This is a genomic window from Phytobacter sp. V91 (genome assembly GCF_965644225.1).
Lineage (GTDB): Bacteria > Pseudomonadota > Gammaproteobacteria > Enterobacterales > Enterobacteriaceae > CBFFRJ01.
The window spans coordinates 19800-45397 of sequence record NZ_CBFFRJ010000028.1 but is presented as its reverse complement, the minus strand read 5'-3'; the positions used below and the strand labels follow the sequence as shown (position 1 = coordinate 45397).

The 25598-nt window shown below is 52.8% G+C and carries 29 protein-coding genes and 1 pseudogene; 29 read left to right on the top strand and 1 reads right to left on the bottom strand.

Translation table 11 applies throughout. The features are described 5' to 3' along the window. Positions 1-104: 104 nt before the first annotated feature. The gene (locus ACSZO4_RS08070; RefSeq protein WP_437888367.1) at positions 105-509 is read right to left on the bottom strand and encodes a hypothetical protein; all 405 of its coding nucleotides are present in this window, start codon (positions 507-509) and stop codon (positions 105-107) included. Positions 510-532: 23 nt separating this feature from the next. Between ACSZO4_RS08070 and ACSZO4_RS08065 the strand changes: the two genes are divergently transcribed. From ACSZO4_RS08065 to ACSZO4_RS07925, 29 genes and pseudogenes are all read left to right on the top strand, one after another. After that, entirely contained in the window at positions 533-733 is a 201-nt protein-coding gene (locus ACSZO4_RS08065) for a hypothetical protein (RefSeq protein WP_437888366.1), read from the top strand. A 26-nt stretch (positions 734-759) separates the two neighbouring features. Further along, positions 760-1092: a RusA family crossover junction endodeoxyribonuclease gene (locus ACSZO4_RS08060; RefSeq protein WP_437888369.1), complete on the top strand. Its 333-nt coding sequence runs from the start codon at positions 760-762 to the stop codon at positions 1090-1092. Next, positions 1089-2117: a DUF968 domain-containing protein gene (locus tag ACSZO4_RS08055; protein ID WP_437888365.1), complete on the top strand. Its 1029-nt coding sequence runs from the start codon at positions 1089-1091 to the stop codon at positions 2115-2117. The genes ACSZO4_RS08060 and ACSZO4_RS08055 overlap by 4 nt, the downstream gene beginning before the upstream one ends. Before the next feature lie 11 nt (positions 2118-2128). Next, positions 2129-2818, top strand: a complete 690-nt coding sequence (locus ACSZO4_RS08050) for a hypothetical protein (RefSeq protein ID WP_437888364.1) — start codon at positions 2129-2131, stop codon at positions 2816-2818. Between the two features lie 306 nt (positions 2819-3124). After that, on the top strand, positions 3125-4186 hold the full coding sequence (locus ACSZO4_RS08045) for a DNA-methyltransferase (protein ID WP_437888363.1): 1062 nt from the start codon (positions 3125-3127) through the stop codon (positions 4184-4186). A gap of 137 nt (positions 4187-4323) precedes the next feature. Beyond that, a complete protein-coding gene (locus ACSZO4_RS08040; RefSeq protein WP_437888362.1) occupies positions 4324-4593 on the top strand; it encodes a phage holin in 270 nt (89 codons plus the stop codon). After that, positions 4565-5113 (top strand): lysozyme, encoded by a 549-nt coding sequence (locus ACSZO4_RS08035; RefSeq protein WP_437888361.1) that lies wholly within the window; start codon positions 4565-4567, stop codon positions 5111-5113. The genes ACSZO4_RS08040 and ACSZO4_RS08035 overlap by 29 nt, the downstream gene beginning before the upstream one ends. Further along, positions 5110-5651 (top strand): annotated as a pseudogene (locus ACSZO4_RS08030) (hypothetical protein). Before ACSZO4_RS08035 ends, ACSZO4_RS08030 begins: the two are co-directional and overlap by 4 nt. Before the next feature lie 316 nt (positions 5652-5967). Further along, complete coding sequence (locus tag ACSZO4_RS08025) at positions 5968-6459, top strand: DUF1441 family protein (protein ID WP_437888360.1); 492 nt, start codon at positions 5968-5970, stop codon at positions 6457-6459. Continuing rightward, positions 6459-8579: a phage terminase large subunit family protein gene (locus ACSZO4_RS08020; RefSeq protein WP_437888359.1), complete on the top strand. Its 2121-nt coding sequence runs from the start codon at positions 6459-6461 to the stop codon at positions 8577-8579. Before ACSZO4_RS08025 ends, ACSZO4_RS08020 begins: the two co-directional genes overlap by 1 nt. Then, a complete protein-coding gene (locus ACSZO4_RS08015) occupies positions 8576-8791 on the top strand; it encodes a hypothetical protein (RefSeq protein ID WP_437888358.1) in 216 nt (71 codons plus the stop codon). The genes ACSZO4_RS08020 and ACSZO4_RS08015 overlap by 4 nt, the downstream gene beginning before the upstream one ends. Beyond that, a complete protein-coding gene (locus ACSZO4_RS08010) occupies positions 8788-10302 on the top strand; it encodes a phage portal protein (protein WP_437888357.1) in 1515 nt (504 codons plus the stop codon). Before ACSZO4_RS08015 ends, ACSZO4_RS08010 begins: the two co-directional genes overlap by 4 nt. Before the next feature lie 13 nt (positions 10303-10315). Next, positions 10316-12259, top strand: coding sequence for a ClpP-like prohead protease/major capsid protein fusion protein (locus tag ACSZO4_RS08005; protein WP_437888368.1), 1944 nt, complete (start codon positions 10316-10318; stop codon positions 12257-12259). A gap of 79 nt (positions 12260-12338) precedes the next feature. After that, positions 12339-12662 carry a DUF2190 family protein gene (locus tag ACSZO4_RS08000; protein ID WP_437888356.1) on the top strand — a complete coding sequence of 108 codons (324 nt, stop codon included), beginning with the start codon at positions 12339-12341 and terminating at the stop codon, positions 12660-12662. Beyond that, on the top strand, positions 12655-12930 hold the full coding sequence (locus ACSZO4_RS07995; RefSeq protein ID WP_437888355.1) for an ATP-binding protein: 276 nt from the start codon (positions 12655-12657) through the stop codon (positions 12928-12930). The genes ACSZO4_RS08000 and ACSZO4_RS07995 overlap by 8 nt, the downstream gene beginning before the upstream one ends. A gap of 10 nt (positions 12931-12940) precedes the next feature. Further along, positions 12941-13495, top strand: a complete 555-nt coding sequence (locus ACSZO4_RS07990) for a phage tail protein (protein ID WP_437888354.1) — start codon at positions 12941-12943, stop codon at positions 13493-13495. Then, complete coding sequence (locus tag ACSZO4_RS07985; protein WP_437888353.1) at positions 13492-13890, top strand: phage minor tail U family protein; 399 nt, start codon at positions 13492-13494, stop codon at positions 13888-13890. The genes ACSZO4_RS07990 and ACSZO4_RS07985 overlap by 4 nt, the downstream gene beginning before the upstream one ends. 7 nt (positions 13891-13897) lie before the next feature. Beyond that, positions 13898-14629 (top strand): phage tail tube protein, encoded by a 732-nt coding sequence (locus tag ACSZO4_RS07980; RefSeq protein WP_437888352.1) that lies wholly within the window; start codon positions 13898-13900, stop codon positions 14627-14629. Between the two features lie 12 nt (positions 14630-14641). Then, entirely contained in the window at positions 14642-15058 is a 417-nt protein-coding gene (gene gpG, locus ACSZO4_RS07975; protein WP_437888351.1) for a phage tail assembly chaperone G, read from the top strand. Positions 15059-15108: 50 nt separating this feature from the next. Beyond that, positions 15109-15384 carry a phage tail assembly protein T gene (locus ACSZO4_RS07970; protein WP_437888350.1) on the top strand — a complete coding sequence of 92 codons (276 nt, stop codon included), beginning with the start codon at positions 15109-15111 and terminating at the stop codon, positions 15382-15384. Continuing rightward, positions 15365-18037 (top strand): phage tail tape measure protein, encoded by a 2673-nt coding sequence (locus ACSZO4_RS07965; protein ID WP_437888349.1) that lies wholly within the window; start codon positions 15365-15367, stop codon positions 18035-18037. Before ACSZO4_RS07970 ends, ACSZO4_RS07965 begins: the two co-directional genes overlap by 20 nt. 5 nt (positions 18038-18042) lie before the next feature. Continuing rightward, positions 18043-18390 (top strand): phage tail protein, encoded by a 348-nt coding sequence (locus ACSZO4_RS07960; RefSeq protein WP_437888348.1) that lies wholly within the window; start codon positions 18043-18045, stop codon positions 18388-18390. Beyond that, positions 18387-19142, top strand: a complete 756-nt coding sequence (locus ACSZO4_RS07955) for a phage minor tail protein L (RefSeq protein ID WP_437888347.1) — start codon at positions 18387-18389, stop codon at positions 19140-19142. Before ACSZO4_RS07960 ends, ACSZO4_RS07955 begins: the two co-directional genes overlap by 4 nt. A 1-nt stretch (position 19143) precedes the next feature. After that, the gene (locus ACSZO4_RS07950) at positions 19144-19854 is read left to right on the top strand and encodes a C40 family peptidase (RefSeq protein ID WP_437888346.1); all 711 of its coding nucleotides are present in this window, start codon (positions 19144-19146) and stop codon (positions 19852-19854) included. Positions 19855-20008: 154 nt separating this feature from the next. Beyond that, positions 20009-20422, top strand: coding sequence for a hypothetical protein (locus ACSZO4_RS07945; protein WP_437888345.1), 414 nt, complete (start codon positions 20009-20011; stop codon positions 20420-20422). A 57-nt stretch (positions 20423-20479) separates the two neighbouring features. Next, positions 20480-21094 (top strand): tail assembly protein, encoded by a 615-nt coding sequence (locus tag ACSZO4_RS07940; protein WP_437888344.1) that lies wholly within the window; start codon positions 20480-20482, stop codon positions 21092-21094. 58 nt (positions 21095-21152) lie between these two features. Beyond that, positions 21153-24545: a TipJ family phage tail tip protein gene (gene gpJ / locus ACSZO4_RS07935; RefSeq protein ID WP_437888343.1), complete on the top strand. Its 3393-nt coding sequence runs from the start codon at positions 21153-21155 to the stop codon at positions 24543-24545. Further along, the gene (locus tag ACSZO4_RS07930; protein ID WP_437888342.1) at positions 24545-24847 is read left to right on the top strand and encodes a hypothetical protein; all 303 of its coding nucleotides are present in this window, start codon (positions 24545-24547) and stop codon (positions 24845-24847) included. The genes gpJ and ACSZO4_RS07930 overlap by 1 nt, the downstream gene beginning before the upstream one ends. After that, positions 24847-25548, top strand: coding sequence for a hypothetical protein (locus tag ACSZO4_RS07925; protein ID WP_437888341.1), 702 nt, complete (start codon positions 24847-24849; stop codon positions 25546-25548). The genes ACSZO4_RS07930 and ACSZO4_RS07925 overlap by 1 nt, the downstream gene beginning before the upstream one ends. Positions 25549-25598: the final 50 nt, after the last annotated feature.

Below are 25598 nucleotides of genomic sequence, written 5' to 3'. Positions count from 1 at the left end.
TTATTCAAGTGGTTTTCCTCCTGTTGTTGGGTCAACAGCGAAAAGCCTACAACAGCCACCACAACAGGGGAAGACCCATATATCAACAGTATTTGATTTATTGGCTAACGCCAGGAAAAATAAGAGTGGAGAGTCGTCTGGGGCGCAAAAGGGGGGGGGGAGTGGATAGTGATGATTTGACCAGGTATGATCTGGTTCGCCGCGATGACGGCGTTGTGGTGCTGACGTTCGACATGCCCGCCCGATGCAAAGCGCTGCTGTACCGGCAGGGGGATAAATTTAGCTTCAGGCCCATGCTGCCTGAAGAGATAATCGGCACCCCCAACATGTTTATGCAAATGCTCGAACGAGCCGGTTACACGCCCGCCCCACATTCTGATATAGTCACATAGCCAGCCTGAACAACTGGCAGTCTGCTGCGCCACGGAGAGCCCATGGCGCAGAAAACCACCTCGAAATACCGACATCACCCGAGCCTGACGTTTATCGACGCCAGCGCTTTCTTGCATCCTGCATCCATGCGGGGTGCTGCATGAAAAAGGGCTGGTTCACGCATACCGACCTCACCGCCGAACAAGCCACCGAGCTGGTGGACCGCTACACGGCAAAGCACGTCGAAACCGAAAAAAGCCTTGCTCCTGACTATAAGAGCTGGATTGTCAGCGTCCGCTTGCCTGAGTCGGACAAACCACCACGCGCTGATAGAACCTACCAGTGGAGGCACTGGGAGTGAGCGAGCAAATCTACCCAATAGTGCCGATGGGCAAGCCCCGCATGACTCAGCGCGATAAGTGGAAAAAGCGCCCGGCGACGAGTGCGTACTGGCGTTATAAAGACCAGATTCAAAAAATGGGGGTGACCCTGCCTGAATCGGGTTACCACGTCATTTTCGTTCTCCCTATGCCTGTAAGCTGGAGCAAGAAAAAACGCGCTGAGTATGCCGGAAAACCTCACCAGCAAAAGCCGGACAAAGACAATCTGGAGAAAGCGTTGTTGGATTCGATTTTCGAGGACGACTGTCGAATCTGGGACGGGCGCGTTACTAAAGTCTGGGGCGAAACCGGGCAAATAATTATCCGGGAGACGGCATGACTCGCGCGCTGCTGAAACCGGACATCGCCCGCGAAATGGGGGTGGTGCTGCTACGCCCTGGCCGCGAGCTGATGCATATTTTCATGTCTGGCCGTGTGCTGGTGGAAAGCCAACCGGCAAATATGGCAGAGCTACCCTCTGGCGCCGTGCCACCAGCACGTCAGCCCCTCAGTGAAGATCCGTCGTTAATCTCATTTTTTACACACCAACAGGTCGTGAAAGCGGCCGGTGGCATTAACGGCCTGGAAAACTGGCTGCTCCACCGGGGCAGCGCCTGCCAGTGGCCGCATTCGGCTTATCATCATAAAGAGTTTGTTACGCTACGCCATGCTGGCAGTGCAGTGTGCCTTTGTTGGCATTGCGACAACCAACTGCGTGACGCCGCCAGCCAGGAACTGGATCCGATTGCCGCCAAAAACGCAGCGGCCTGGATACTTCGCGCTATCCGTGGAGAACTGCGATTACCAGACGACCATGAAGTGACGCTGCCAGAGCTTTGCTGGTGGGCTGTTCTCCGGGGCGTCTTCAGTGCTATTTCCGAGTTCACTGCACGCAGGGCAATGGGGATGCCCGAGGTAGAACCACAATCGGTGATGCGCGAATGTGACATTGTGCCATCGCTGCCGGCCACCAGCATTCTGTCTGAAAAAGTGGCAAAAGCTGCATTGCCAAAGCCAGCGTCACGAAAAGCTGTTGTCTCGGTAAAAGTGGATCCCGTCGCCCCCCAAACCCTGTTTTCCCGGCCAAAACGTATTCGCTGGGAAAACCCCAAATTCCTCGCCTGGGTTAAATCCCAACCATGTGCATGCTGCGGGCAGCCAGCTGATGACTCTCATCACCTCATTGGCTGGGGGCAGGGCGGTATGGCTACCAAGTCTCATGACGCATTCACGATTCCACTTTGTCGAAAGCACCACACCGAATTGCACAACAACCCGGCTGCGTTCGAACGCCAATACGGCACGCAACCGGAGTTGATTATTAAATTGCTGGACCGCGCATTTGCGCTGGGTGTTCTGGCGTAAAGGAGAAGAAGATGACACCACGTCAACGTCGTCAGCATTATGCTGGTCTGGAGATTATCGCCACGGCGCCCCGTAAAAGTTACCTGGGTAAATTCACTCCGCTGACATCCGTCCAGTCTGGCTGGATATCGTCGCTACTCACTGTCTGGGGTGAATGCGTTGGTGGCAAAACACGCGCGCAATACCGACTGGAAAATTGCCGTCGCTTCGTGTCAGAAGCTAATGAATCCGACTGGTCTGACAATCAATTGTCGCAAATTACCAATGCACTTGAGCAGGCGCGCAAAGAGGGATACAGAGGGGTGCGGGGTGTTGTTCGGGCGAAAACATTGCTCTGGGGATCGTTATCCCTGAGGGAAATGATTGCAGAGGCCGAACGCCGGGACGATGCCGATTTCATCGAGAGTGTAACGCTCAAAACGTTTAAGGCTGATGATCCGGTTTACATGGTAGGCATGCAGTTTTATACGACCAGAAACAAAATCAGCGATATCGCCAGAGACCTACAGTCAGTCGCCCCCTGGCTAACCAACAGCGAGGCGCGCAGACGGGTTCGCTGGTGCCTGGAGATTTTCAGGGCAAAATTGTTCCTGGCTGTACGCCGTGAGACTGCTGAACAGCAGCAAGTCAGCACCATTGTTTTTTGCAAAAAGTGCCATGAAAGCAAAGTGGAGTTGAAAACGGGACAGAAAACTGTTTAATTGGGTCATGCTTGGCAGAGCTGCGCCGCGATGGCAGCGACTAAAAGCAACCGCATAAATCTGAAACCTCGCCTCGGCGGGGTTTTTTTATTCCCGTCAATAAAAAAGGCCCGCAGATGCGGACCGATTTCTTTTCTGTTGAGTGTCGTCACTACATGACGGCTTTTTTGCTGTGGAAATGGGCGGCTGGTGGGTGTTGTAGCACCCGGCCAGCCATTCGCTCATAGTCAAGGTCATAAGCGAACCAAGGCCCACCGCTTTAGCGCTAAAGCGAAGTGAGCATACAATAAATGTGCTTATTGATCTATGGAAAATACTGTAAAAATATCCAGTGCTTATTTAGTCAACGATGACTGTCTGCGTTTTATACAAACTATCCCGGATAACTCTATTGACCTGATTATCACCGACCCGCCTTACTTTAAAGTTAAGCCGAATGGTTGGGATAATCAGTGGAATGGTGATGAGGATTACCTTAAGTGGCTTGATGGCTGCCTGGAGCAATTCTGGCGGGTGCTTAAGCCGACTGGGAGCATTTACCTCTTTTGCGGTCACCGGCTTGCTGCTGAAACAGAGCTGCTGGTGAGGAAGCGCTTTAATCTCCTGAGCCATATCATTTGGGCTAAACCCGCAGGGCCATGGAAAGGATGTAACAAAGAGAGCCTCCGGGCTTATTTTCCTTCAACCGAACGAATTCTTTTCGCTGACCATTACCTCGGACCATACCGTCATAAAGATGATGGCTACGAAGGTAAAAGCACTGAACTAAAACGAAACCTGATGGCTCCGTTAATCGAGTATTTCCAGAATGCCCGGAAATCTCTCAACGTTTCTGCGAAAGAAATTGTGGAAGCAACAGGCAAGAAAAACATGGTTTCGCACTGGTTTGGGGCCAGTCAGTGGCAGTTGCCATCAGAAGTTGATTATTGCAAATTGCAGGCGTTATTCAGTCGCATAGCGCATGAACGACACCAGAGCAGCAGCCTGGCGCAGCCCCATCATCAGCTGGTGGCCACGTATCAGTCTCTCAATCGGAAATATTGCGAATTGCTGTCGGAGTACAAATCTCTCCGGCGATATTTTGCAGTGACTGCGGCGGTACCTTACACGGATGTCTGGACACATAAGCCGGTGCAGTTCTATCCGGGCAAACACCCCTGCGAAAAACCACGGGAAATGATGCGGCAGATAATCAATGCCAGCAGCAGGCCCGGAGACGTTGTTGCCGATTTTTTCATGGGTTCCGGATCGTCAATCAAAGAGGCAATAGAACTGGGGCGAGGGGCAATCGGCGTTGAAATTGAAAAGGAGCGATACGACCAGACAATCGCCGAAATAGCCGCGATGACACAAAAAAATTCAACATAACCAGTTAGCCCGCAAAATGCGGGTTTTTTCATTTTCAGGCCTCGGGCAACTCTCTCAGTCAGCCTGTCGTTAAATGCCGCCCGAAGGCCTGAATCCTTTCCACACACAGCACCATCCGAATTATCGGAGGTGAGGCTATGACCAGAATGAGCACGATATACAGCAGGCTTTCATACGGCACCGGGACCGCGCTGACGGGCTGCGGTGTATCAGCAAAGGCATATGCCGACGTGACAAAAACAGAGGTGTGGGTTTTGGCTGACAAGGTAGCAGGCATGACCCTGAGTGACTGGGCGATCGTTGTTGGTATCGCCTGCACAATCATCACCTGCGCGGTGAACTGGTATTACAGGCGCAAAGAGAGGGAGGACCGTTTAAATGGCTATGTCACCAGCTCTGAGAAATAAATTAAGTGCCGCCATGCTCGCTCTCATGGCTGCTGGCGCATCAGCGCCGGTGCTGCTGGATCAGTTCCTGGATGAGAAAGAGGGTAACAGCCTGACGGCTTATCGGGACGGTGGCGGCATCTGGACAATTTGCCGTGGCGCCACGCTGGTGGATGGCAAATCTGTTATCCAGGGCATGAAGTTGACGCAGGCCAAATGCGATCAGGTTAACGCTAAAGAGCGTGACGCTGCGCTGGCGTGGGTTGCCCGAAATATCCACGTTCCGCTGACCGAACCTCAGAAAGCCGGGATTGCCTCGTTTTGCCCGTATAACATTGGCCCCGGCAAGTGCTTCCCTTCAACGTTCTATCAGCGCATTAACGCTGGCGACCGCAAAGGCGCTTGCGCGGCAATCCGCTGGTGGATTAAAGACGGCGGGCGTGACTGTCGCTTGACTAAAGGCCAGAAGAACGGCTGCTACGGACAGGTCGAACGTCGGGATCAGGAAAGCGCGTTAACGTGCTGGGGTATAGACCAGTGAACCGCGCAACTTTCATCACCGCTTTGGTTGCCGTGGTTATTATCGCTGCCCTGGCTGTACTGCTGTCATTCGCTAAGTCTGATCTGAGCGCCGCCGAGAGCGATAAGCGCGTGCTCGAATCCGACAACAAATTGCAGGGGCAGGCGATCGCCACTCAGGCATTCAACATCAACCGGTTTAATCAAACAGCTATGCTTGCCACTCGGGCAAACGCAATTACGGCCGGAAACAGCGAAAAACGGTAATTGAATACCGGGAGATATTACGCCGTGAAAAAACATGTGATCTGCCTGTTCCTGCTGCTGTCGCTAGTGGGTTGCTCGAATACGCGAACCGTATACGTGCCAGCGCAATGCGTACCGATACCGCCGGGGCTGACTCAGGCAGTAACAGCGCCACTACCACCAGCACCCTGACCTATTGCCAGGCGGTATTGTGGATTCAGCCTCTGCTCGCCGCCATAGAAATAGCCAACAACCAGTTAGCGGGAATCCGAGACATCGAGGAACAGCGTCAAATGCCAGAGTCAAACAACTGACGGAATCAAGCGTATGTGCGTGAGGAATGCCTGAGATGGTGATTAAATGGACGCCTAGACGTCCAAATAGCGCGAGGCGAACGGCATTAGGTGTGATTTTAGCCGTTTGGATGGCTAAACGGTGGATTCATATATAAATGATAATCATTATCATTCAAAAGGTACTCCTGAGGCTCAGCCTGCCACGGGGCGGCGGGGTCGCGGGTTTCGGCTAGTTTTCTAATTTTATAGTCATCATCATCATGTGTGCAGGTTATTGATTTTCCAGTATGCGGATTTTCAATGATGTCGAATCGTTCAAAAAGTGTTCACCATCATGGACCAGGAAATCGCGTCGTTAAAACTCAACATCAACCAGTTGGCTGGCATCACGGGTGTGCACCGGCAGACGGTTGCCGCAAGGCTAAAAAATGTTGCGCCAGCAGCTGGCAGCAACAGCAAGCTCAAGCTCTTTCTCGTCACGGATATTTTGAGCGAACTGATGATCCCGACTGTCTCCACGGCAAACGTCGAAGAGATGGACCCCGCAGACAGGCTCGCACACTGGAAAGCGGAGAATGAGCGGCTGAAATTCGAGGTTGAGACTAAGCAGCTCATTCCCGCTGAAGACGTTGCAAGAGAATTTTCACTGATGGCGAAAGCCGTCGTCATGGTGCTTGAAACACTCCCGGACATTCTTGAACGCGACTGTGCGCTGACGCCCGTCGCGGTCTCGCGCGTGCAAAGCGTGATTGATGACCTGCGCGATCAGGTCGCACAAAAAGTAATGGACGCCGAACCAGAGGAGGATGAGCCAGAGGAGGACTGATGGCAAAACGGGCATCTGCCAGGGGGCTTCGCCGCGATGTCTCCGGCATTTTACGTGCCCCGCGTCGTATGCAGGTGGCCGATGCGGTCAGTGCGTATATGCGTGTGCCGATGGGAGCAGGTAACTCCGTTCCATGGGATCCGAATCTGGCCCCTTACATAATCGAACCGATGAACTGCCTTGCATCCCGCGAATATGATGCAGTGGTGTTCGTCGGCCCCGCACGAACAGGGAAAACCATTGGCCTGATTGATGGCTGGATTGTCTATAACATCGTTTGCGATCCCGCCGACATGCTGGTCATTCAGGTGTCAGAAGAGAAAGCGCGTGAGCACTCAAAGAAACGCCTCGATCGCACATTTCGCTGTAGCCCCGAGGTGAAATCGCGGCTCAGCCCACGTCGTAATGATAACAACGTCCACGACCGCACCTTTCGTGCCGGGAACTACCTTAAGCTCGGCTGGCCGTCGGTCAACATTATGTCGTCGTCGGATTATAAAAGCGTGGCGCTCACCGACTATGACCGCTTCCCTGAGGATATCGACGGGGAAGGTGATGCATTTTCCCTGGGCTCCAAGCGTACCACCACCTTTATGTCCAGCGGGATGACACTGGTTGAAAGCTCCCCTGGTCGTGATATTCGTGACACAAAGTGGCGTCCCTCGTCTGCGCATGAAGCGCCGCCGACCACCGGGATTTTGTCGCTCTTTAACCGTGGCGACCGCCGCCGCCTGTACTGGCCGTGCCCTCACTGCGGGGAATATTTCCAGCCAGAAGTCGCAAACATGATGGGTTACCGGGAATTATCCGACCCTGTGCTGGCAAGTGAATCCGCTTATCTCCAGTGCCCTGCATGTAAAGGCAAAATTACGCCGGAGATGAAACGCGACCTGAACATTCTTTCTGTCTGGTTGCGGGACGGGGAAAAAATCGACCGTGACGGCAACAGATATGGTGAGCCGCGCCGCTCGCGTATCGCGTCATTCTGGATGGAGGGGCCAGCCGCCGCTTACCAGACTTGGGCGCAGATGATCTACAAATTCCTGACCGCAGAACAGGAATATGAAGCCACCCAGAGTGAAGAGACGCTCAAAACGGTGGTAAATACTGACTTCGGGCGGCCATATCTGCCCCGCGCCAACCTTGAACAGCGTAAAAGTGAATTGCTGGAGCAGCGCGCCGAGGACGTGCCGAAACGCGCAGTGCCGGAAGGTGTGCTGTTTATGACCGCAACGGTCGATGTGCAGGGCGGTAAATCCCGGCGCTTCGTGGTGCAGGTGACTGGCTACGGTGCGCAGGGAGAACGTTGGGTGGTGGATCGCTACAATATCCGGCAGTCATTAAGGGCCAATGAGCACGGCGAGTGTTACCCCATAGATCCGGCCAGTTACCCGGAAGACTGGGATTTACTGCTGTCTGACGTGTTCGAAAAATCATGGGTATTAGCCAGTGACCCGGCTAAGCGCATGCGGCTCATGGCAATGGCGGTCGACTCCGGCGGTGAAGATGGTGTCACCGACAACGCGTACAAATTCTGGCGCAAATGCCGCCGTGAAGGGCTGGGCAAAAAGATTTATCTCTTTAAGGGCGACAGTGTTCGTCGCTCGAAACTCATCACCCGCACTTTCCCTGACAACACTGACCGATCCACCCGGCGCGCGAAAGCCGCCGGTGATGTGCCGCTTTATCTTCTCCAGACCGATGCACTTAAAGACCAGGTGAACAACGCGTTGTGGCGTGATTCGCCTGGTCCGAATTATGTGCATTTCCCTAAATGGCTCGGCAGCTGGTTCTACGATGAACTGACCTATGAGGAGCGTTCAACCGATGGAAAATGGAGTAAACCGGGCCGCGGCGCGAATGAAGCGTTTGACCTTCTCGTCTACGCCGATGCTCTCGCCACCCTCCACGGGTACGAGAAAATTAAATGGCCGGATGCGCCAGAGTGGGCACGGCGGGAAACGTGGCTGGAGGACACGCCGCCGGAAGCTGGCGAAGCGCCATCCGCGCCGGTTAAACCGCCGGTGATCAAAGAGCCCGCCAGGCGGAAGAAGAAAACAGAGCAGGCTGATGAAGATGCAAATCCGTGGACAACCCAGACGGGAGGAGGCTGGTTGTGAATATCAGTGAAATAGACGTCATGATCCAGCATTACACCGCCGCTGAAGTTGCGGTTCTTGAAGGGAAATCTATCACGTTCAATGGTCAGCAGATGACGTTTGAAAATCTGTCTGAGATCCGCGCGGGGCGGCAGGAGTGGGAACGCCGCAAGGAAACTGCGTTACGACAAAGCCAGGGCAGGTCGGGTTTCAGACTGGCGAGGTTCGGATGAGCTTACTTGATGATGCAATTGGCCTTATTTCACCCGGCTGGAAAGCGGCGCGGCTCCGTTCGCGAGCGGTTATTCAGGCGTTTGAAGCCATAAAGCCGACTCGCACACACAAAGCCAGGCGTGAAAATCGCTCCGGCAACCAGCTGAGCCAGAACGGGGCGGTATCCCTGCGCGAGCAGGCGCGCTGGCTGGACAACAATAACGATCTGGTCATCGGAATACTGGACAAACTCGAAGAGCGCGTCATCGGTTCCGAAGGGATTATTGTTGACCCGCATCCCTTGCTGAAAAACGGCAAGATAGCAAAAAAGCTCGCCAGCGATATTCGCACCGCCTGGGCCGAATGGTCGGTCAGTCCTGATGTCACCGGGGAGTTTACCCGACCTATGCTCGAGCGACTTATGCTCCGCAGCTGGCTGCGCGATGGTGAGGTGTTTACTCAACTGGTCAGTGGTACCGTTCCTGGGCTGAACCCCGTGGCCGGGATCAGTTTCTGGCTGGAAGCACTCGAATCCGATTATGTTCCGATGGATAACGATGAATCGCAGGGGTTGTCGCAGGGGATCTATAAAAACGAGTGGGGACGCCCCAAAAAGTACAAGGTCTATAAAAACAGCCCGGTGACTGGCAAACAGTGGGATACCAAAGACGTTCCGGCAGAAAACATGCTGCATCTGAAGTTTACCCGACGCCTGCACCAGTCAAGAGGGACTTCGTTATTTTCCGGGGTGCTGATGCGCCTGAGTGCGCTGAAAGAGTATGAAGATTCCGAGCTGGTGGCCGCACGAATTGCCGCAGCCCTAGGGATGTACATCAAAAAAGGCGACGGACAGACCTATGGTGACGACACTGGCGCAGCGGCTACAGACGATGAGCGCGACCTGTTAATTCAGCCCGGCATTATCTTCGACGATCTCAGACCGGGTGAAGATATCGGGATGATTAAGTCTGACCGGCCAAACACTAACTTGGAAGGTTTTCGCAACGGACAACTGCGTGCAGTGTCCGCCGGTACACGTATTAGTTATTCCAGCGCCTCGCGCAATTACGACGGAACTTACAGTGCCCAGCGTCAGGAGCTGGTGGAATCAACGGACGGGTATTTTGTTCTCCAGGACTGGTTTATCGGGTCCGTGACACGTCACGTTTATCGCAACTGGCTCCGGCTCGCGATCCTATCAGGGAAAATTACGGTTCCGCGCGGGCTGGATATGGACACCCTGTATTCTGCCGTCTACTCCGGGCCAGTGATGCCATGGATCGACCCGGCAAAAGAAGCGAATGCCTGGAAGATACTCATCCGGGGTGGGGCGGCAACAGAATCCGACTGGGTTCGTGCGCGAGGAAGTAACCCCGACGATGTGAAACGCCGCCGAAAAGCGGAGATCGACGAAAACCGCGAACTGGGACTGGTGTATGACACCGACCCCGCCAATGACAAAGGAGGCACCAGTGCCGAAGCAACAACGAAACCGGGTGAGCCGCCGCCCGAAAGCCAGCGCAAAAAGTAACTCCTGGTTCAGCATGAAAGCCAGCGCGGCGGATGAGGCTGAAATTTATATTTATGACGAGATTGGATTCTGGGGGGTAACAGCACGTCAGTTTGTCAGTGATTTACAGGCGCTGGGTGACATCAGCCACATTAATTTGCATATCAACTCACCGGGTGGCGATGTCTTTGAAGGTATCGCCATTTTTAATGCTCTCAAATTCCACGGTGCAGCCATTACCGTTCATATCGATGGTGTAGCCGCATCAATGGCGTCGATGATCGCGATGGTCGGCAATCCGGTGATCATGCCGGAAAACACCATGATGATGATCCACAAACCCTGGGGATTCGCGGGTGGTGATGCAAACGATATGCGCGATTATGCTGACCTTCTCGACAAAATGGAGTCAGTTTTGATCCCCGCCTATGCCAGTAAAACAGGGAAATCAGCCGAAGAAATTGCCGCCATGCTGGAGGATGAAACCTGGATGAGCGGCAGTGAATGTGTTGCCCAGGGATTTGCCGACCAGACCACCCCGTCTCTACAGGCAATGGCCTGTATTCAGTCAAAACGTATTGAGGAGTTCGAAAAGATGCCACAAAGCATTCGTAACATGATCACGCCGCCGCGTAACGTCAACCCGCGCGAGCCAGCCAATCCGACGAATCCGCAACAACCGGCCCCCACCCCGGTACTGGATGAAAACGCCATCCGCGCACAGGTCGTCGCGGAACAAAAAGCGCGTGTTAACGGTATTCAGGATCTTTTCGCGATGTTCGGCGGTAAGCACCAGGCGTTGCAGGCCGCGTGTGTCAGCGACGTGGATTGCACGGTGGCTATGGCAAAAGACAAGCTGCTGGCCGAACTGGGGAAAGATATCACGCCGACCAATAAAAATACCCAAACCCATATTTATGCGGGCAACGGTAATATTGTCGGTGACGGTATTCGCCAGGCGCTGATGTTCCGTGCGGGCTACGAAGAACGCCAGAACGACAACGCCTACAACGGCATGACGTTGCGTGAATATGCCCGCATGGCGCTTACTGAGCGCGGGATCGGTGTTTCCAGCTACAACCCGATGCAGATGGTAGGTCTTGCGCTGACGCACAGCACGTCTGACTTCGGTAATATCCTGCTGGATGTGGCAAACAAATCGCTGTTGCAGGGCTGGGAAGAAGCGGCTGAAACCTTTGAGCAGTGGACCAAAAAGGGGCAGCTCAGTGATTTTAAAACGGCACACCGCGTCGGCATGGGCGGTTTCTCCTCACTGGCAAAAGTACGTGAGGGCGCGGAGTTCAAGTATGTGACTACCGGCGACAAAGGTGAGACGATCGCGCTGGCCACCTACGGCAACATTTTCTCCGTAACCCGTCAGGCGATCATCAACGATGACCTGAATCAGTTGACGGATGTTCCTATGAAAATGGGGCGCGCAGCCAAAGGGACAATCGGTGACCTGGTATACGCCACGCTGACCGGCAATACCAAACTCTCTGACGGCAAGGCATTGTTCCATGCCGACCATAACAACCTGTCTTCGGGTGCAATCTCGGTCACCAGCCTGGATGCTGCCCGCCAGCGGATGCGTCTGCAAAAAGAAGGTGAGCGTTCGCTGAATATCCGCCCGGCATATATGCTGGTGCCGGTGGTGCTTGAAACTCTGGCCAGCCAGACAATTAAGTCGGCCAGTGTAAAAGGGGCAGATATTAACGCGGGGGTTAACAACCCTATCCAGAACTTTGCCGAAATTATTTCCGAGCCTCGTCTTGATAGTGCTGACCCGGATGCCTGGTATCTGGCTGCAGCAAGAGGCACTGATACCATCGAAGTTGCTTATCTTAACGGTGTGGACACCCCTTACATCGATCAGCAGGAAGGGTTCACCACGGACGGTATCGCGACGAAAGTTCGTATCGATGCTGGTGTGGCACCGCTCGACTACCGCGGCCTGGTCAAATCCACCGGCAAGTAATTCGAAACAAAACGCATAGCCCGTCAGGGCTTTTTTTTCGCCTGTAAAACGGCTCCCGCCGGAGCCGTGGAGAGCTTTTATGAAAAATTACGTTCAGGACGGCAGCACTATCCCTGTAACTAACGCGGGTACCGAGGTTATTACCAGCGGCTCACCTGTTGCGCTGGGGGATTTGGTGGCGATTGCCATCACGGACATCCAGCCCGGTGAAACGGGTGATGGTATGACCCGTGGGGTTGTGACCCTTTCCAAACTTCCGGCCGACAACATTGCGCAGGGTAAAACCGTTTATCTGAAAGACGGGAAAATCCAGCTTGCCAGCGCTGATGCTACCCAGGCAGGTAAAGCGTGGGAGGGGGCGGCAGCTAACAGCACGTCGGTGTTGGTTCGGCTCAATGGCTAATCCATTCGAAAAGATGGCGGCACGCATGGACGCGGCCACCATCCGGAGTATGAGTGATACAGCCACCATCAACGGTAATGATTTTGCCGCTGTAGAAAGTCACTTTGTTGCCGAAATGGGGCCGGTAGTCGGAGACGGTTTGTCGCTGGTGGTTTTCAGTGATGCGTACCGGCCACGTCGCAACGATGAGGTCACCTGGAAAGGGACTGACTATAAAGTGACCCGCCATCAGCTTTTCAATAACAAGCCGCAAATCTGGATCGAGTAGGAGGACTGATATGTCCGTCACCGGGCTGGAGCAGGCGATCGCCAACCTGAACAGCATCAGCAAAACAGCAGTGCCCCGCGCGTCGGCGCAGGCGGTTAACCGGGTGGCTGCCCGTGCAATCAGTAAAAGTGTCCGTATCGTTGTGGGGGATACGAAAGTACCGAGAAAGCTGGTAAATCAGCGCGTAAAGCTAAAAAAAGCGTCGGTTAACAAACCCCGCGCCCTGATCCGCGTCAACAGGGGGAACCTTCCGGCGATAAAGCTGGGTGTGGCGAGCGTCAGGCTTTCACGTCGTAAGCGAGACAAACAGGGGGCAAACAGCGTGCTGCGTATTGGCCCGTTCTCGTTCCCTGGTGGCTTTATTCAGCAACTGAAAAACGGTCGCTGGCATGTACTCCGGCGAACGACCAAAAGTCGTCACCCCATCGAAGTGGTCAGCATCCCGCTTGCAGAACCACTGACGACGGCGTTCAGGGAGGAAACCAACCGACTGACGCAAAGCGACATGCCTAAGGAACTGGGCGCCGCGCTTCGCAATCAACTGAGGCTGATACTCAAAAAATGAAACACCCACACATTCGTGCTGCCGTGCTGAATGCACTCAAAGGCAGCATTACTGATTCTGTCACCTGGTTCGATGGTCGCCCTGCCGTTCTGGAGGCCGACGACTTGCCCGCCGTGGCCGTTTATCTGACAGATGCTCAGGCGCCCGGCGAAATGCTTGATGAAGACCAGTGGACAGCCACGCTGCATGTTGAAGTTTTTCTTAAAGGTAGCGCTACGGATACAGAGCTGGATACGTGGATGGAATCGCGTATCTATCCCGTTCTTGAGGATGTCCCGACTCTTGGCGAGCTCATTGAGCTGATGAATCCGTTAGGTTACGACTACCAGCACGATGACGAAATGGCGACCTGGGGCTCTGCCGACCTGCAATATTCAATCACCTATACCATGTGAGGCATTTATGGCTACTCCAAACCCACTGGCTCCCGTAAAAGGCGCTGGTACTACGTTCTGGGCCTATGAGGGGACCGGCATTGCCAACCCCTTAGATGATATTGACTGGGTTCGATATGCACAGATCAAAGATATCGCGCCAGGTGAGATGACAGCTGAATCATATGATGACACCTACATCGATGATGAAAATGCTGACTGGACTGCCACCGGGCAGGGGCAAAAATCGGCGGGGGATACATCCCTTACTCTGGCGTGGAAACCTGGCGAATCAGGGCAAAAGCAACTGGTGCAGTGGTTCAATGGCGGTACCATTCGGACGTATCGCATTAAATACCCAAACGGGGCCGTGGATGTTTTCCGGGGCTGGGTAAGCAGTCTGGGCAAAGCGGTGACGAACAAAGAAACCATTACCCGGACAGTTAAAATTACTAATAGCGGTAAACCCACACTGGCCGAAGAAGTAACGACCCCGGCTATCTCAGTGACCGGGGCATCATTCGACAAAGCAACGGCGACCGTAGCTGTTGGTGCCACAACCACGCTGAATCTGTCTGTTCTCCCGGCCAGCGCGACCGATAAAACATTCCGTGTGGCATCGTCCGATCCGTCGAAAGCAAAAGTATCTGTCTCCGGTTCCGTTGTAACAGTGACGGGGGTTGCGGCCGGTACCGTAGAAATCATCGCTATTACCAATGATGGCTCGTTTGTGGCTATCAGCAAAGTCACCATTGCCTGACAGGAGTAATTCATGTTCCTCAAAACTGAGCCGCTGGAATATAACGGCGAAACCGTCACGCTTTTTGAACTGTCGGCGTTGCAGCGAATTGAGTTTATCGGCTATATCGCCGAGGTGAACAAAGGGGTGGCCGCTGACACCACTGAAATGAGTGAGGAAGCGCTCGCGGGCATTGCGACTGCAATTAACGTGAAGATTGCTGCCCGCATCGTCGCAATGTCTTTGTGGCAGAAGGAAGGATTCAAAGGTCTATCAGTTGAAGAACTTCATCAGGAGGTACTGTCTGGCTGGCCTTTGCCTGCCATTTCCGAAGCGGATTTTATTGTACGTAACCTGTCCGGAATGTTGCCCGTAGCTTCCGCATCGGACGATGCGGAAGCCTCTGAAACAGAGGCGCAGACCACGGAAAAGCCCACGCCGCAGCCCTGAACTTTGCTCTTAAACTTGCCCGTGAGTTCCGCAGGCCTGACTGGCGTGTGATGCTCTCGCAGATGTCTTGCACTGAACTGAGCGAATGGGAGCAATTCTACGCCGTTGAGTATTTCCAGACGGACCTGATTGATACCCATTTCTCATGCCTGAGCCACCACATCACCAATATGATCTGCAAAGACCACGGGCTCACCCCTGCAGATTTCAGCCTGCTCAATCCCCAGACACGTCCGGAACCGGACACCGAAACGTCCGACGAGGCCATGATGCTGGCCGCCGAAGGCATTACAGGAGGAGTTCGTTATGGCCCAGGCGGTGGGTGATCTCATTGTCAATCTTGACTTAAACGACGCTAAATTTACCGAGCGGAATAACTACGTCAAACGGGGACTTGAAGGGATCGGGACTGCGGCAAACGACACTGCGCTTGAAGTGCAAAGTGCATTCTCGAGGCAGGAGGCGTCTGCTAAAAAAGCTGGAATTTCGATTGGCCAGTACAATGCCGCCATGCGCAGCCTGCCAGCGCAACTTACCGATATTGCGACGCAGCTGGCAGGCGGCCAGTCCCCGTTTTTGATTCTGCTCCAGCAGGGCGGGCAGGTTAAGGACAGCTTTGGTGGTCTGGCACCTATGCTTCAGGTGTTTGGTGACTCACTGTTTGGGTTCAGCACTAAAACAACCGAAGCCACCGAGCAAACATCTGAAAGCCTTGGGGACGTTTCTGAACAGTTTAATAATACCGCTGAGGCGGCTGGAAAGCTGGGGCGTGTTCGTGGATTTTTAACGCCGACTACCCTTGGGGTCGGTGCTCTGGCCGTCGCCGTCGGCTTGCTGATCTATAACTGGTATCAGGCTCGCCAGCAATCAGAGGTGTTTAATCAGTCTCTTGCCAAGACCGGGAGCATCAGCGGTCAGACAGCTGACGGTCTGGCCCGAATCGCGGCTCAGGTCGCTAAAAATACTGATGTGAGCACATCGTCTGCCGCCGCAGCCGTCGCTCAGGCAACCAGCATCGGCCTGACAACAAGCCAGATAAAGCAGGTCAGCGAGACAGCACTCATTATGTCCAGCACCACCGGGGAGAGCGTTAAAAACCTGGTGGCTGAGCTGGCGAAAATCCCCCAGGATCCTCTGAAAGCGTTTGTCGATATCAACCAGCAGTACAATTTTGCAAACCTGGCGCTCTATGAGCAGGTTAAGCATATGGTTGATTTGGGTGACAAAGCGGGGGCTACAAAACTAATCATCGACTCCCTGGGTGACAGCCAGAAAAACTTTAAAGACGCCTCTAAATCAGACCTGGACGAGCTTGCGGACTACTGGCAGGGGCTGATTGATAAACTCAAAAATTACAAATTGTGGTCTGACACGGTCGCGGATCACGCAACGTCAGTGAAACTCCCGCAATTTAATCAAGGTACGGGATCAGCCGTTTTCGATAATATTAACCAGCAAATGCGTGACCAGTCTGCAGTGATCGCGACGAACTGGGAGAATATTAACGACAGCGCCGGAAATCTATTAGGGTTCGTCACGCAGGTAAATGTTAAAAGCCGTGAATACAACCGTGATCAGGTATCCGCCAATATCGAGGCCGATAAGTTTCTTGAGACGGCCAGAACAAATGCTCAAATCCGTAATGATCTGCAGGCGAAATATCAGCGTCAGCTGGATCAGGGGCTTATTTCTCAGGAGAAATTCAACAGGTTAACTATCGCGATTAACGAGAAGTACAAAGACCCTAAAGCGCCAAAAACAACATCTCCAGCAGGTGACCGTGCTGAGGATAAAGCATCAGCTGAGCTTATTGCGCTTCAGGCTCAGTATAAAGTCCTTCAGCAGCACAAGGGGATAAATGATGTTATCAGTCAGCAACGTAAGGATTTATGGACGACAGAAGCGCAAATTCAGGTTCTTGAAGACGCTTCCGGACGCCGAAAACTGTCAGCGCAGGAGCAATCGTTACTTGCGCATTCAAAGGAAGTGCTCAGTTTAAAAGAACAGCTTGCCATTAAAGGAGATCAGGTTGTCGCGCAGGAACAACTCAACAAACGTATGGATACGTCTGCGAAATATGTCACGCAGATGACAGCAAAGCAGGTGGCTTTAACCGGTTCTGCGTCGTTGAGCAGTCGGCAGTCCGATCGCAATCTGGCATATGCGCAACTGGAAAGTGGCTGGAAAAACGCCGGAGGTAAAACGACAGATATCGATTATCAGAAAGAGCTCACAGCGCTAAATCAGTATTACGCGACTGAGGACAGCCTGCGCAGTGACTGGCTCAGCGGTGCTAACCGAGGTTTCTCTGAGTATCTTGATACCGCGACAAATGTTTATTCCTCAATGCAGGGGGCAGCTCAAGGCGCGATGACTGGCATGAGTAACATGCTCACTAATATGGTTACCACCGGCAAAGCCTCATTCAAAAGCTTCACGATCTCCGTTCTGAGCTCCATTGCTCAAATCACCAATCAGTTGTTTGTTGCGTACACCTTGCAGAAAGCAATGGGATGGATAAGTGCGGCATATTATGGGCCTCAGGGTGGCGGTGAAGGGAGTGCCAGTTTTGTTGGCCCTAAAATGGCCTGGAGTGGTGGATACATACCCGAATACGACGGAGGCGGTTACACCGGTCCTGGCGGGAAATATGAGCCAAAAGGTATTGTTCACGGCGGGGAGTTTGTCTTCACCAAGGAGTCAACGGCAAGGCTGGGCGTGGGGAATTTGTACCGACTGATGCGCGGTTATGCTGCTGGTGGGTATGTCGGAAACAATACCTCTGCGATCTCCCCTTCGGGTGTCAGTGTTTATGCTCCCGTATCTATCACCACTCAACAAGGGAATTCAGACCAGAAAGGATCAACCGATCAACTGGGGCGTGCATATCAGAAAGTTATCGACACTTCTGTTCGGGAGGGTATCGCCAAAGAGTTAAGGCCTGGCGGCATTCTCTGGGCTGCAAATAATGGCAGGTAAGTCATATGGCTATTGATGCATTTACCTGGCGCATTCAGGCGTCAGGCCAACCAACTATAAATGTTAAGGACAACATAAGGAAAACCCAGTTCGGTGATGGGTACGCTCAGGTCAGTGGAGAGGGGCTAAACCCGGAGACATTAACTTACAGTTATACCTTTACCGGAGCCGTGACCACTGGCAACCAAATTTTTGCCTTCCTCAGAAGCCACAAGACAAAATCATTTTCTTTTCAGCCACCTTACGGAGAGCTTGCTCTCTGGCGGGTGCAGGCTGACTCCCTTCAGAGAACCGTCAAAAGCAAAAAGCTTATGACGATAGTCGCTACTTTCGAACAGGCATTCGCACCATGAGCTTAAACAGTGATTATCAAAAACTGGAGCCGGGTAATGAAATACGGCTCTATGAAGTAGACGGCACAGCATTTGGAGTCGGTGAGGTGCTTCGATTCCATAGCCATAACATCGCTCATACATCAGCTGAAATAACGGCCGCTGGTGGCGATGAGTCAAAACTACCCGCAAAATCAATCTGGTGGCAGGGCCGGGAATATAAAGCCTGGCCTTGTCAGATTGAGGGGCTGGAGAAGTCAACCTCCGGGAGCGGCGCAACGCCGAAACTGACCGTCGCAAACCTTAACGGTTCAATCACTGCGTTATGCCTGGCATATGATGACCTTCTTAAAGCGGTCGTGACGATACATGACACGCTGGCGCAATATCTGGATGTCCGTAATTTTACTGCTGGTAACACCACTGCTGATCCGACACAGGAAAAATTACAGGTCTGGTATATTGACGGGAAAAACACGGAATTAAATACATCCATTGAGTTTCGTCTAACCAGCCCAATGGATTTACAGGGGCTGATGATCCCGACACGCCAGTTACATTCTTTGTGTGTCTGGTGCATTCGCGGAAAATATCGCACGGGTGATGGTTGTGATTATGCCGGGACTGCCTGTTTCGACAAAAATAATAAGCCCGTTACGGATCCCTCTCTCGACCAGTGCAATGCAACTCTGTCCGCCTGCAAATTACGATTCGGTGCCAGTAATGAGTTGCCGTTTGGTGGGTTCCCCGGAACATCATTAATCAGGAGTTGATATGCGCCAAAAAACCATTGATGCGATCCTGGCGCACGCGGACGCAGAACATCCCAACGAATGCTGCGGTGTTGTGGTGCAGAAAAGTCGTGTTGAGCGTTATTTCCCGTGCCGTAATCTGGCCAGTGACCCCACAGAGCATTTTGTGTTGTCGCCGGAGGATTATGCCGCCGCCGAGGAGTGGGGGGCCGTGATCGCGATTGTGCACAGCCACCCTGATGCGACAACGCAACCCAGCGAACTGGACTGCGCTCAGTGTGACCTGATGGCGATCCCCTGGCATATCGTCAGCTGGCCAGAGGGGGATTTGCGCACGATTAATCCTCGCGGCGAACTGCCGTTGCTGGAGCGTCCGTTTGTGCTGGGTGTCTACGACTGCTGGGGACTGGTAATGAGTTATTTCCGGCAGACCCATGGCATTGAACTGCCTGATTACCGGGTTGATTTTCCCTGGTGGGAAAATGAGTACCCGGATAATTTTTATCAGGATTGTTGGTACGAATGCGGTTTCCGCGAGTTTGACGGCCCACCGCAGCCGGGAGATATGGTGATCATGCAGGTACAAGCGGATAAGTGGAACCATGCGGGGATATTGCTGGATGGCAACATGTTACTGCACCATCTTTATGGCCGACTCAGTAACCGTGTTCCGTATGGTGGTTACTGGCAGGAAAGGACGGTGAAAGTCCTTAGACTTCTGAGGGCATTATGATGTTTGTTGAATGGGAACATAGATTACGATTTGAGCATTAATTCATCTGATGAATGCATGCGCATTCACCACTGATACAGATCATTGAAAAAGAGATAGTTTTTAGAGAATATGTTTTTGCTATAAATATCATAGCGATTACGGAAATATAAAAATGAAAAAAATTATTGCGCTTGCATTTGTTGTGACAGTTCTGTCCGGATGCGCAACCATAGTGGGTGATGATACGCAGCTTGTTCAGGTAAACAGTACCCCATCAGGTGCTGATTTTCAGATTAAGGATGACTCCGGAAAATTAGTGGCTCAAGGTAAAACCCCTCAGGGTGTTTCTCTTCTTAAATCTGATGGAAGCTATTTTGGCAAGAAGAATTATCAAATTACTTTCACAAAAGACAACTCCCAGCCAGTCACTCTGCCCATTAAGGCAAATGCCAATGGCTGGTATATAGGTGGTAATATTGTATTTGGTGGGCTAATTGGATGGTTGCTTGTAGACCCCTTTAACGGCGGGATGTATACACTCAAGCCTAAAGAAGCCAATGCAACATTAGCTACTGAAAATAAGTAAACACTGAACCGCCGTCAGGCGGTTTTTTTATAATCTTAAAAAGTAATAAGAGGTGAAATGAAAGAAATACTAACGCAAATAGAGCTCGGCGGTGTGCTGGGTAAAACTTTCGGTAAAGTTCATCATCGCCTTATTAGTACTACCCATGAGGCTTCACGCGCACTGGCTGCAACCATCAAAGGCTTTGAGCAGTATATGATTTCCAGCCAGCGCCGTGGGTTAACGTATGCCGTGTTTCGAGGAAAGAAGAATATCTGTATTGATGACCTGGGTTTTCCTGTGGCGGGGGATGTGATTCGAATTGTTCCGATCATTATCGGCAGCAAACGCGCCGGGTTATTTCAGACAATATTAGGTGTAGCTTTAGTCACCGTTGCTGCTATTGCGACCAGTGGCATGGCAATCGGCATCGGTGGTACGGCATTTGCTGGTGGCTGGGGGGCAATGGCTGCCATGGGGGTATCAATGACCCTGGGCGGCGTAATTCAGCTACTCTCCCCCCAGGCTACAGGCCTGGCTAAAACGCAGTCTGCGGATAACAAACCGTCGTATGCATTTGGTGGTGTAAAAAACACAACCTCTCAGGGATACCCGGTGCCGTTGCTGTACGGTAAGCGTCGTATCGGTGGTGCCATTATTTCGGCGGGGATTTACGTCGAAGATCAGCAATAAATAGTTCATCGGTTAACAACCAACAACCTTCTTCGGGAGGTTTTTTTATGGGCGCAATATGGCAAATAAACGAATTCAGGGGCGCAAAGGTGGCGGCTCCAGTTCCCGCACGCCCACCGAACAGCCTGATGATCTGCAATCGGTAGCAAAGGCGAAAGTTTTGCTGGCGCTGGGTGAGGGGGAATTCTCGGGTGGACTCACCGGGCAGTCTATTTTTCTGGATGGTACGCCGCTACTGAATTCTGATGGATCTTCTAATTTCTCCGGTGTTACCTGGGAGTTTCGCCCGGGGACTCAGGCGCAGGGATATATCCAGGGCATGCCGGGTACTGAAAATGAGATCAGCACGGGTAGCATAGTCGTTTCCAGCCAGACCGCCTGGAGTCGCACCTTTACTAATACGCAGTTGTCTGCCGTTCGCTTGCGCATCAAATGGCCCTCCATTTTCCGGCAGGAGGATGACGGGGATCTGGTGGGCAATACCATCAAATATGCTATTGACCTCCAGACCAATGGCGGCGCGTTCAAAACGATTGTTAATACGTCAGTAAAGGGCAAAACCACCTCAGGTTACGAACGCAGCCACCGCATAAATTTACCTGCCGGTTCGACCTGGACCATTCGCCTACGCAAAATTACCGCTGACGCAAACAGCGCGAAAATCGGCGACACAATGACGTTGCAGAGCTACACGGAGGTGATCGACGCGAAGTTGCGTTACCCCAATACTGCGCTGCTCTACATCGAGTTCGATTCCAGCCAGTTCAGTGGATCAATTCCTCAGATTGCATGTGAGCCGGCAGGGCGCGTTATGCGCGTACCGGATAACTATAACCCTGTTACCCGTGCGTACACTGGAACCTGGACTGGTGCATTTAAATGGGCCTGGACGGATAATCCGGCCTGGATTTTTTATGATCTGGTGGTGACTGATCGCTTTGGTCTGGGTGACCGGCTGTCAGCGGCAAACATCGATAAATGGGGTCTGTACCAGGTTGCACAATACTGCGACCAGATGGTGCCGGATGGTAAAGGTGGGAGTGGCACTGAACCCCGGTACACCTGCAACGTCTATGTGCAGGACCGAAACGACGCCTATACCGTGCTGCGTGATTTTGCCGCGATTTTCCGGGGTATGACCTACTGGGGCGGCAATCAGATAGTGGCGCTGGCTGATATGCCGAGGGATGTCGATTACAGCTATACAAACGCCAGCGTGACCCCCGAGGGTTTTTCATACAGCAGTAGCACGACCAAAAATCGTTATTCAGCAGCGCTGGTTTCATACTCAGATCCATCGAACGGGTATGCGGATGCGATGGAGCCGGTATTTGAACCGACATTGGTTTCTCGCTTTGACTTTAATCAGCTCGAGCTGACGGCTATTGGATGCACTCGCCAGTCGGAGGCGAACCGAAAGGGGCGCTGGGGGATCCTGACGAACAACAAAGACCGGGTGATCACGTTCACTGTAGGACTGGACGGTAACATTCCGCAACCGGGTTATATCATTGCGGTATCTGACCGGTATTTATCCGGAAAAATTACTGGTGGACGTATCAGTGCAGTCAGTGGCCGGGTGCTCACCCTCGACCGTGTGTCGGATGCGGTTGCCGGTGATCGTCTCATTGTGAACCTGCCCACCGGGGCGTCTCAGAGTCGTACCATTCAGTCTGTCAGTGGAAACAAGGTCACGGTGTCCACGGCGTACACCACCACGCCGCAGGCAGAGTCAGTGTGGGTTGTTGAGTCAAATACGTTGTATGCCCAGCAATACCGCGTGGTGAGCATCAGTGATAATGACGATGACACATTCACCATTGTGGGCGCCGCACATGACCCCGACAAATATGCCCGTATTGATACAGGCGCGTTCATCGACCAGCGCCCGATTAGCGTGATCCCTCCAGGGAATCAGTCAGCGCCGGGGAATATCCTTATTTCCAGTTACTCTGTGGTCAATCAGGGGATCAGTCTCCAGACTCTCCGGGCGAGCTGGGACCAGGCTGAAAATGCTATTTCGTATGAAGCTCAATGGCGGCGTAACGACGGGGACTGGGTTAACGTCACTCGCAGCTCCACCACCTCATTTGAGGTGCCGGCTATCTACACGGGCCGCTACCTGGTTCGCGTTCGGGCGATTAACGCCGCTGAGATTTCCTCCGGCTGGGGCTACTCCACCGAAACCACGCTGACCGGGAAGACGGGTAACCCGCCGAAACCTGTCGGGCTGGCGGCCACCGGCTTTAACTGGGGCATCAAACTGACCTGGGGTTTCCCGGCTAATACATCAGACACGCTGATGACTGAAATACAGTACACCCCAAACGCTGATTTTTCTGATCCGCAGCTACTGGCTGATGTGGCATACCCTCTGGCCGTTTATTCGCAAATGGGGCTGCGGGCAGGCCAGGTGTTCTGGTATCGCGCGCAGCTGGTGGACAAAACCGGCAACCAGTCTGGCTGGACTGACTGGGTTCGGGGCATGGCCAACGATCAGGCCAGTGATTATCTGGACGCCATTAAAGACCAGGTTCTGCTGGCTGCCGACGGCAAAGCGCTGACTGAGAAAATTGATTTCAGTATCGCCGGGGTGCTGCAGGGCACATTGACCGACATTCAGAATGCGAAAGTGGCGTTTCAGCAGTTTGGCGCGGCGCGGGCTGAAATCTCTCAGGCTCAGCTGCTGATCGCTGACGCAAACCAGGCCTATGCGGAATTCAAAGAGCTGGTGGCCGTGCAGTTCGGCGCCAACGCAGCGGAAATCCTGACGGTTAAAAAAGCGCAGGCAACAACCGATTCGGCGGTGGCCTCGTTAACCACAACGGTACAGGCGACAACGCAAAGCCTGGATGCTCTGACAGGTCGAATGGTTAGCGCCGAGGCCAGCGTTGTCAGCATCAGTCAGGCGCAAACCGACACTGCGCAGGCACTGGCGACATTCGAGCAGCAAACGACGGCGGCGTTTGACCAGCAGCAGGCGGCGATAAACCAGAAGTTTACGGCTTATGCTGATGCGAGCACGGCAAACGCAATCTACACGCTGAAAGCGGGGGTGAAATATAACGGTGTTTACTACGACGCAGGTCTGTCTGTTGCCGTGGTTGTTACCTCTGGCGTGGTATCTACCCGCGTGGCCATCAATGCGAACGAATTCGTGATGCTATCCGGAAACGGTACGGCAAACATGTATTCTCCGTTTTCCATCGTTAATGGTCAGGTATTTTTGAACGATGCTTTTATCCAGTATGGTTCAATCACCCTGGCGAAAATTGGTGAGCTCAGGTCAGCAAATTATGTTGCGGGACAGACCGGCACAATCATGAAATCGGACGGAACGTTTGAAGTGAATGGCGGGGCGGCAGGTCTCGGTAGGCTAAGGATCAGTAACAACCGCATTGACGTGTATGACGCCAACAATACGTTGCGCGTCCGACTGGGGCAACTGTAATGGCATATGGGTTCGCATCGTTCGATCAGTACGGGAATGATAATAACTATGGAATTAAGCCTGTTTCAGTGGCAGGCAATATTTCATTAGCGCAGGGCCAGTCTGCGGGTTCATGGTCATTTGCTGTGCCTGCCGGGCATGTTCTGGGTTTTATTGAGATACCATTATCAACCAGTGAGTATTCCGCTCAACGGAATATAAGGGTTTCCGGTAATACCATAATCGCTGAACCTGGCTCTGTGGGTAATTATATCACCTATGCAAATGCGGCCAGGGTAATTGTTTATTTTGAGGTTGCCTGATGTCATACGGTGCTTTTATTCAACTCGATAATGGTAATAGTTTTGTTACTCCCGAATCAGCACCGATACGACTGAAGGGGTATTACGACTTCAATTCAGTGGCATCAGGTGCATCGCAAATCGCGAGTGGCAGCATTGCTGTTGATACAACACAACCGTTCATCCCATTTTGCTGCTGCCTGACAACCAGTCTGGCGGATCTTCCGGTACAAACCTGCGTATACGGATTCTCAGTGGCATCCGGTAATGCTGTGAATGTGACCGCGTTTGGATACTCAGGTAACCAAACCAGAAGCTTCACACTACGTGTTTTCATGTTTACGCAGGAGGCTCAACCCTATCCGGCTGGTGATTATGGGCTGGCTATACTGAATGCTGCTGGCGAGCTTATCCTGACGCATAAAGACAGGGTACTGACAGATATTGTCAGTGTTGGCGGTGGCGATTCCATGCCGGATGTTACTTTACCGGGGCGGTGGGCCATAGTTCCTTCACTACTCGGTATGGCTCAGTATTATGTATCCGGCGGCGGGCCTGGTGGTGCGATTTATTCTGTGCCCGCCTCATTTGGAACCATTTATGACGGAAACTCAACCAGAATAATGGCGGGGCTGTCAGTCACTCCCCCGTCAAATCAACCATCTGGTGGTGCAGCCATTGGCCGGAAGACAGCAGCCATAAATATTGATGCGTATATGTAATATCAATTGATCGATTAAAACGATCAATTGTCGTCAATTGATCTATTAAA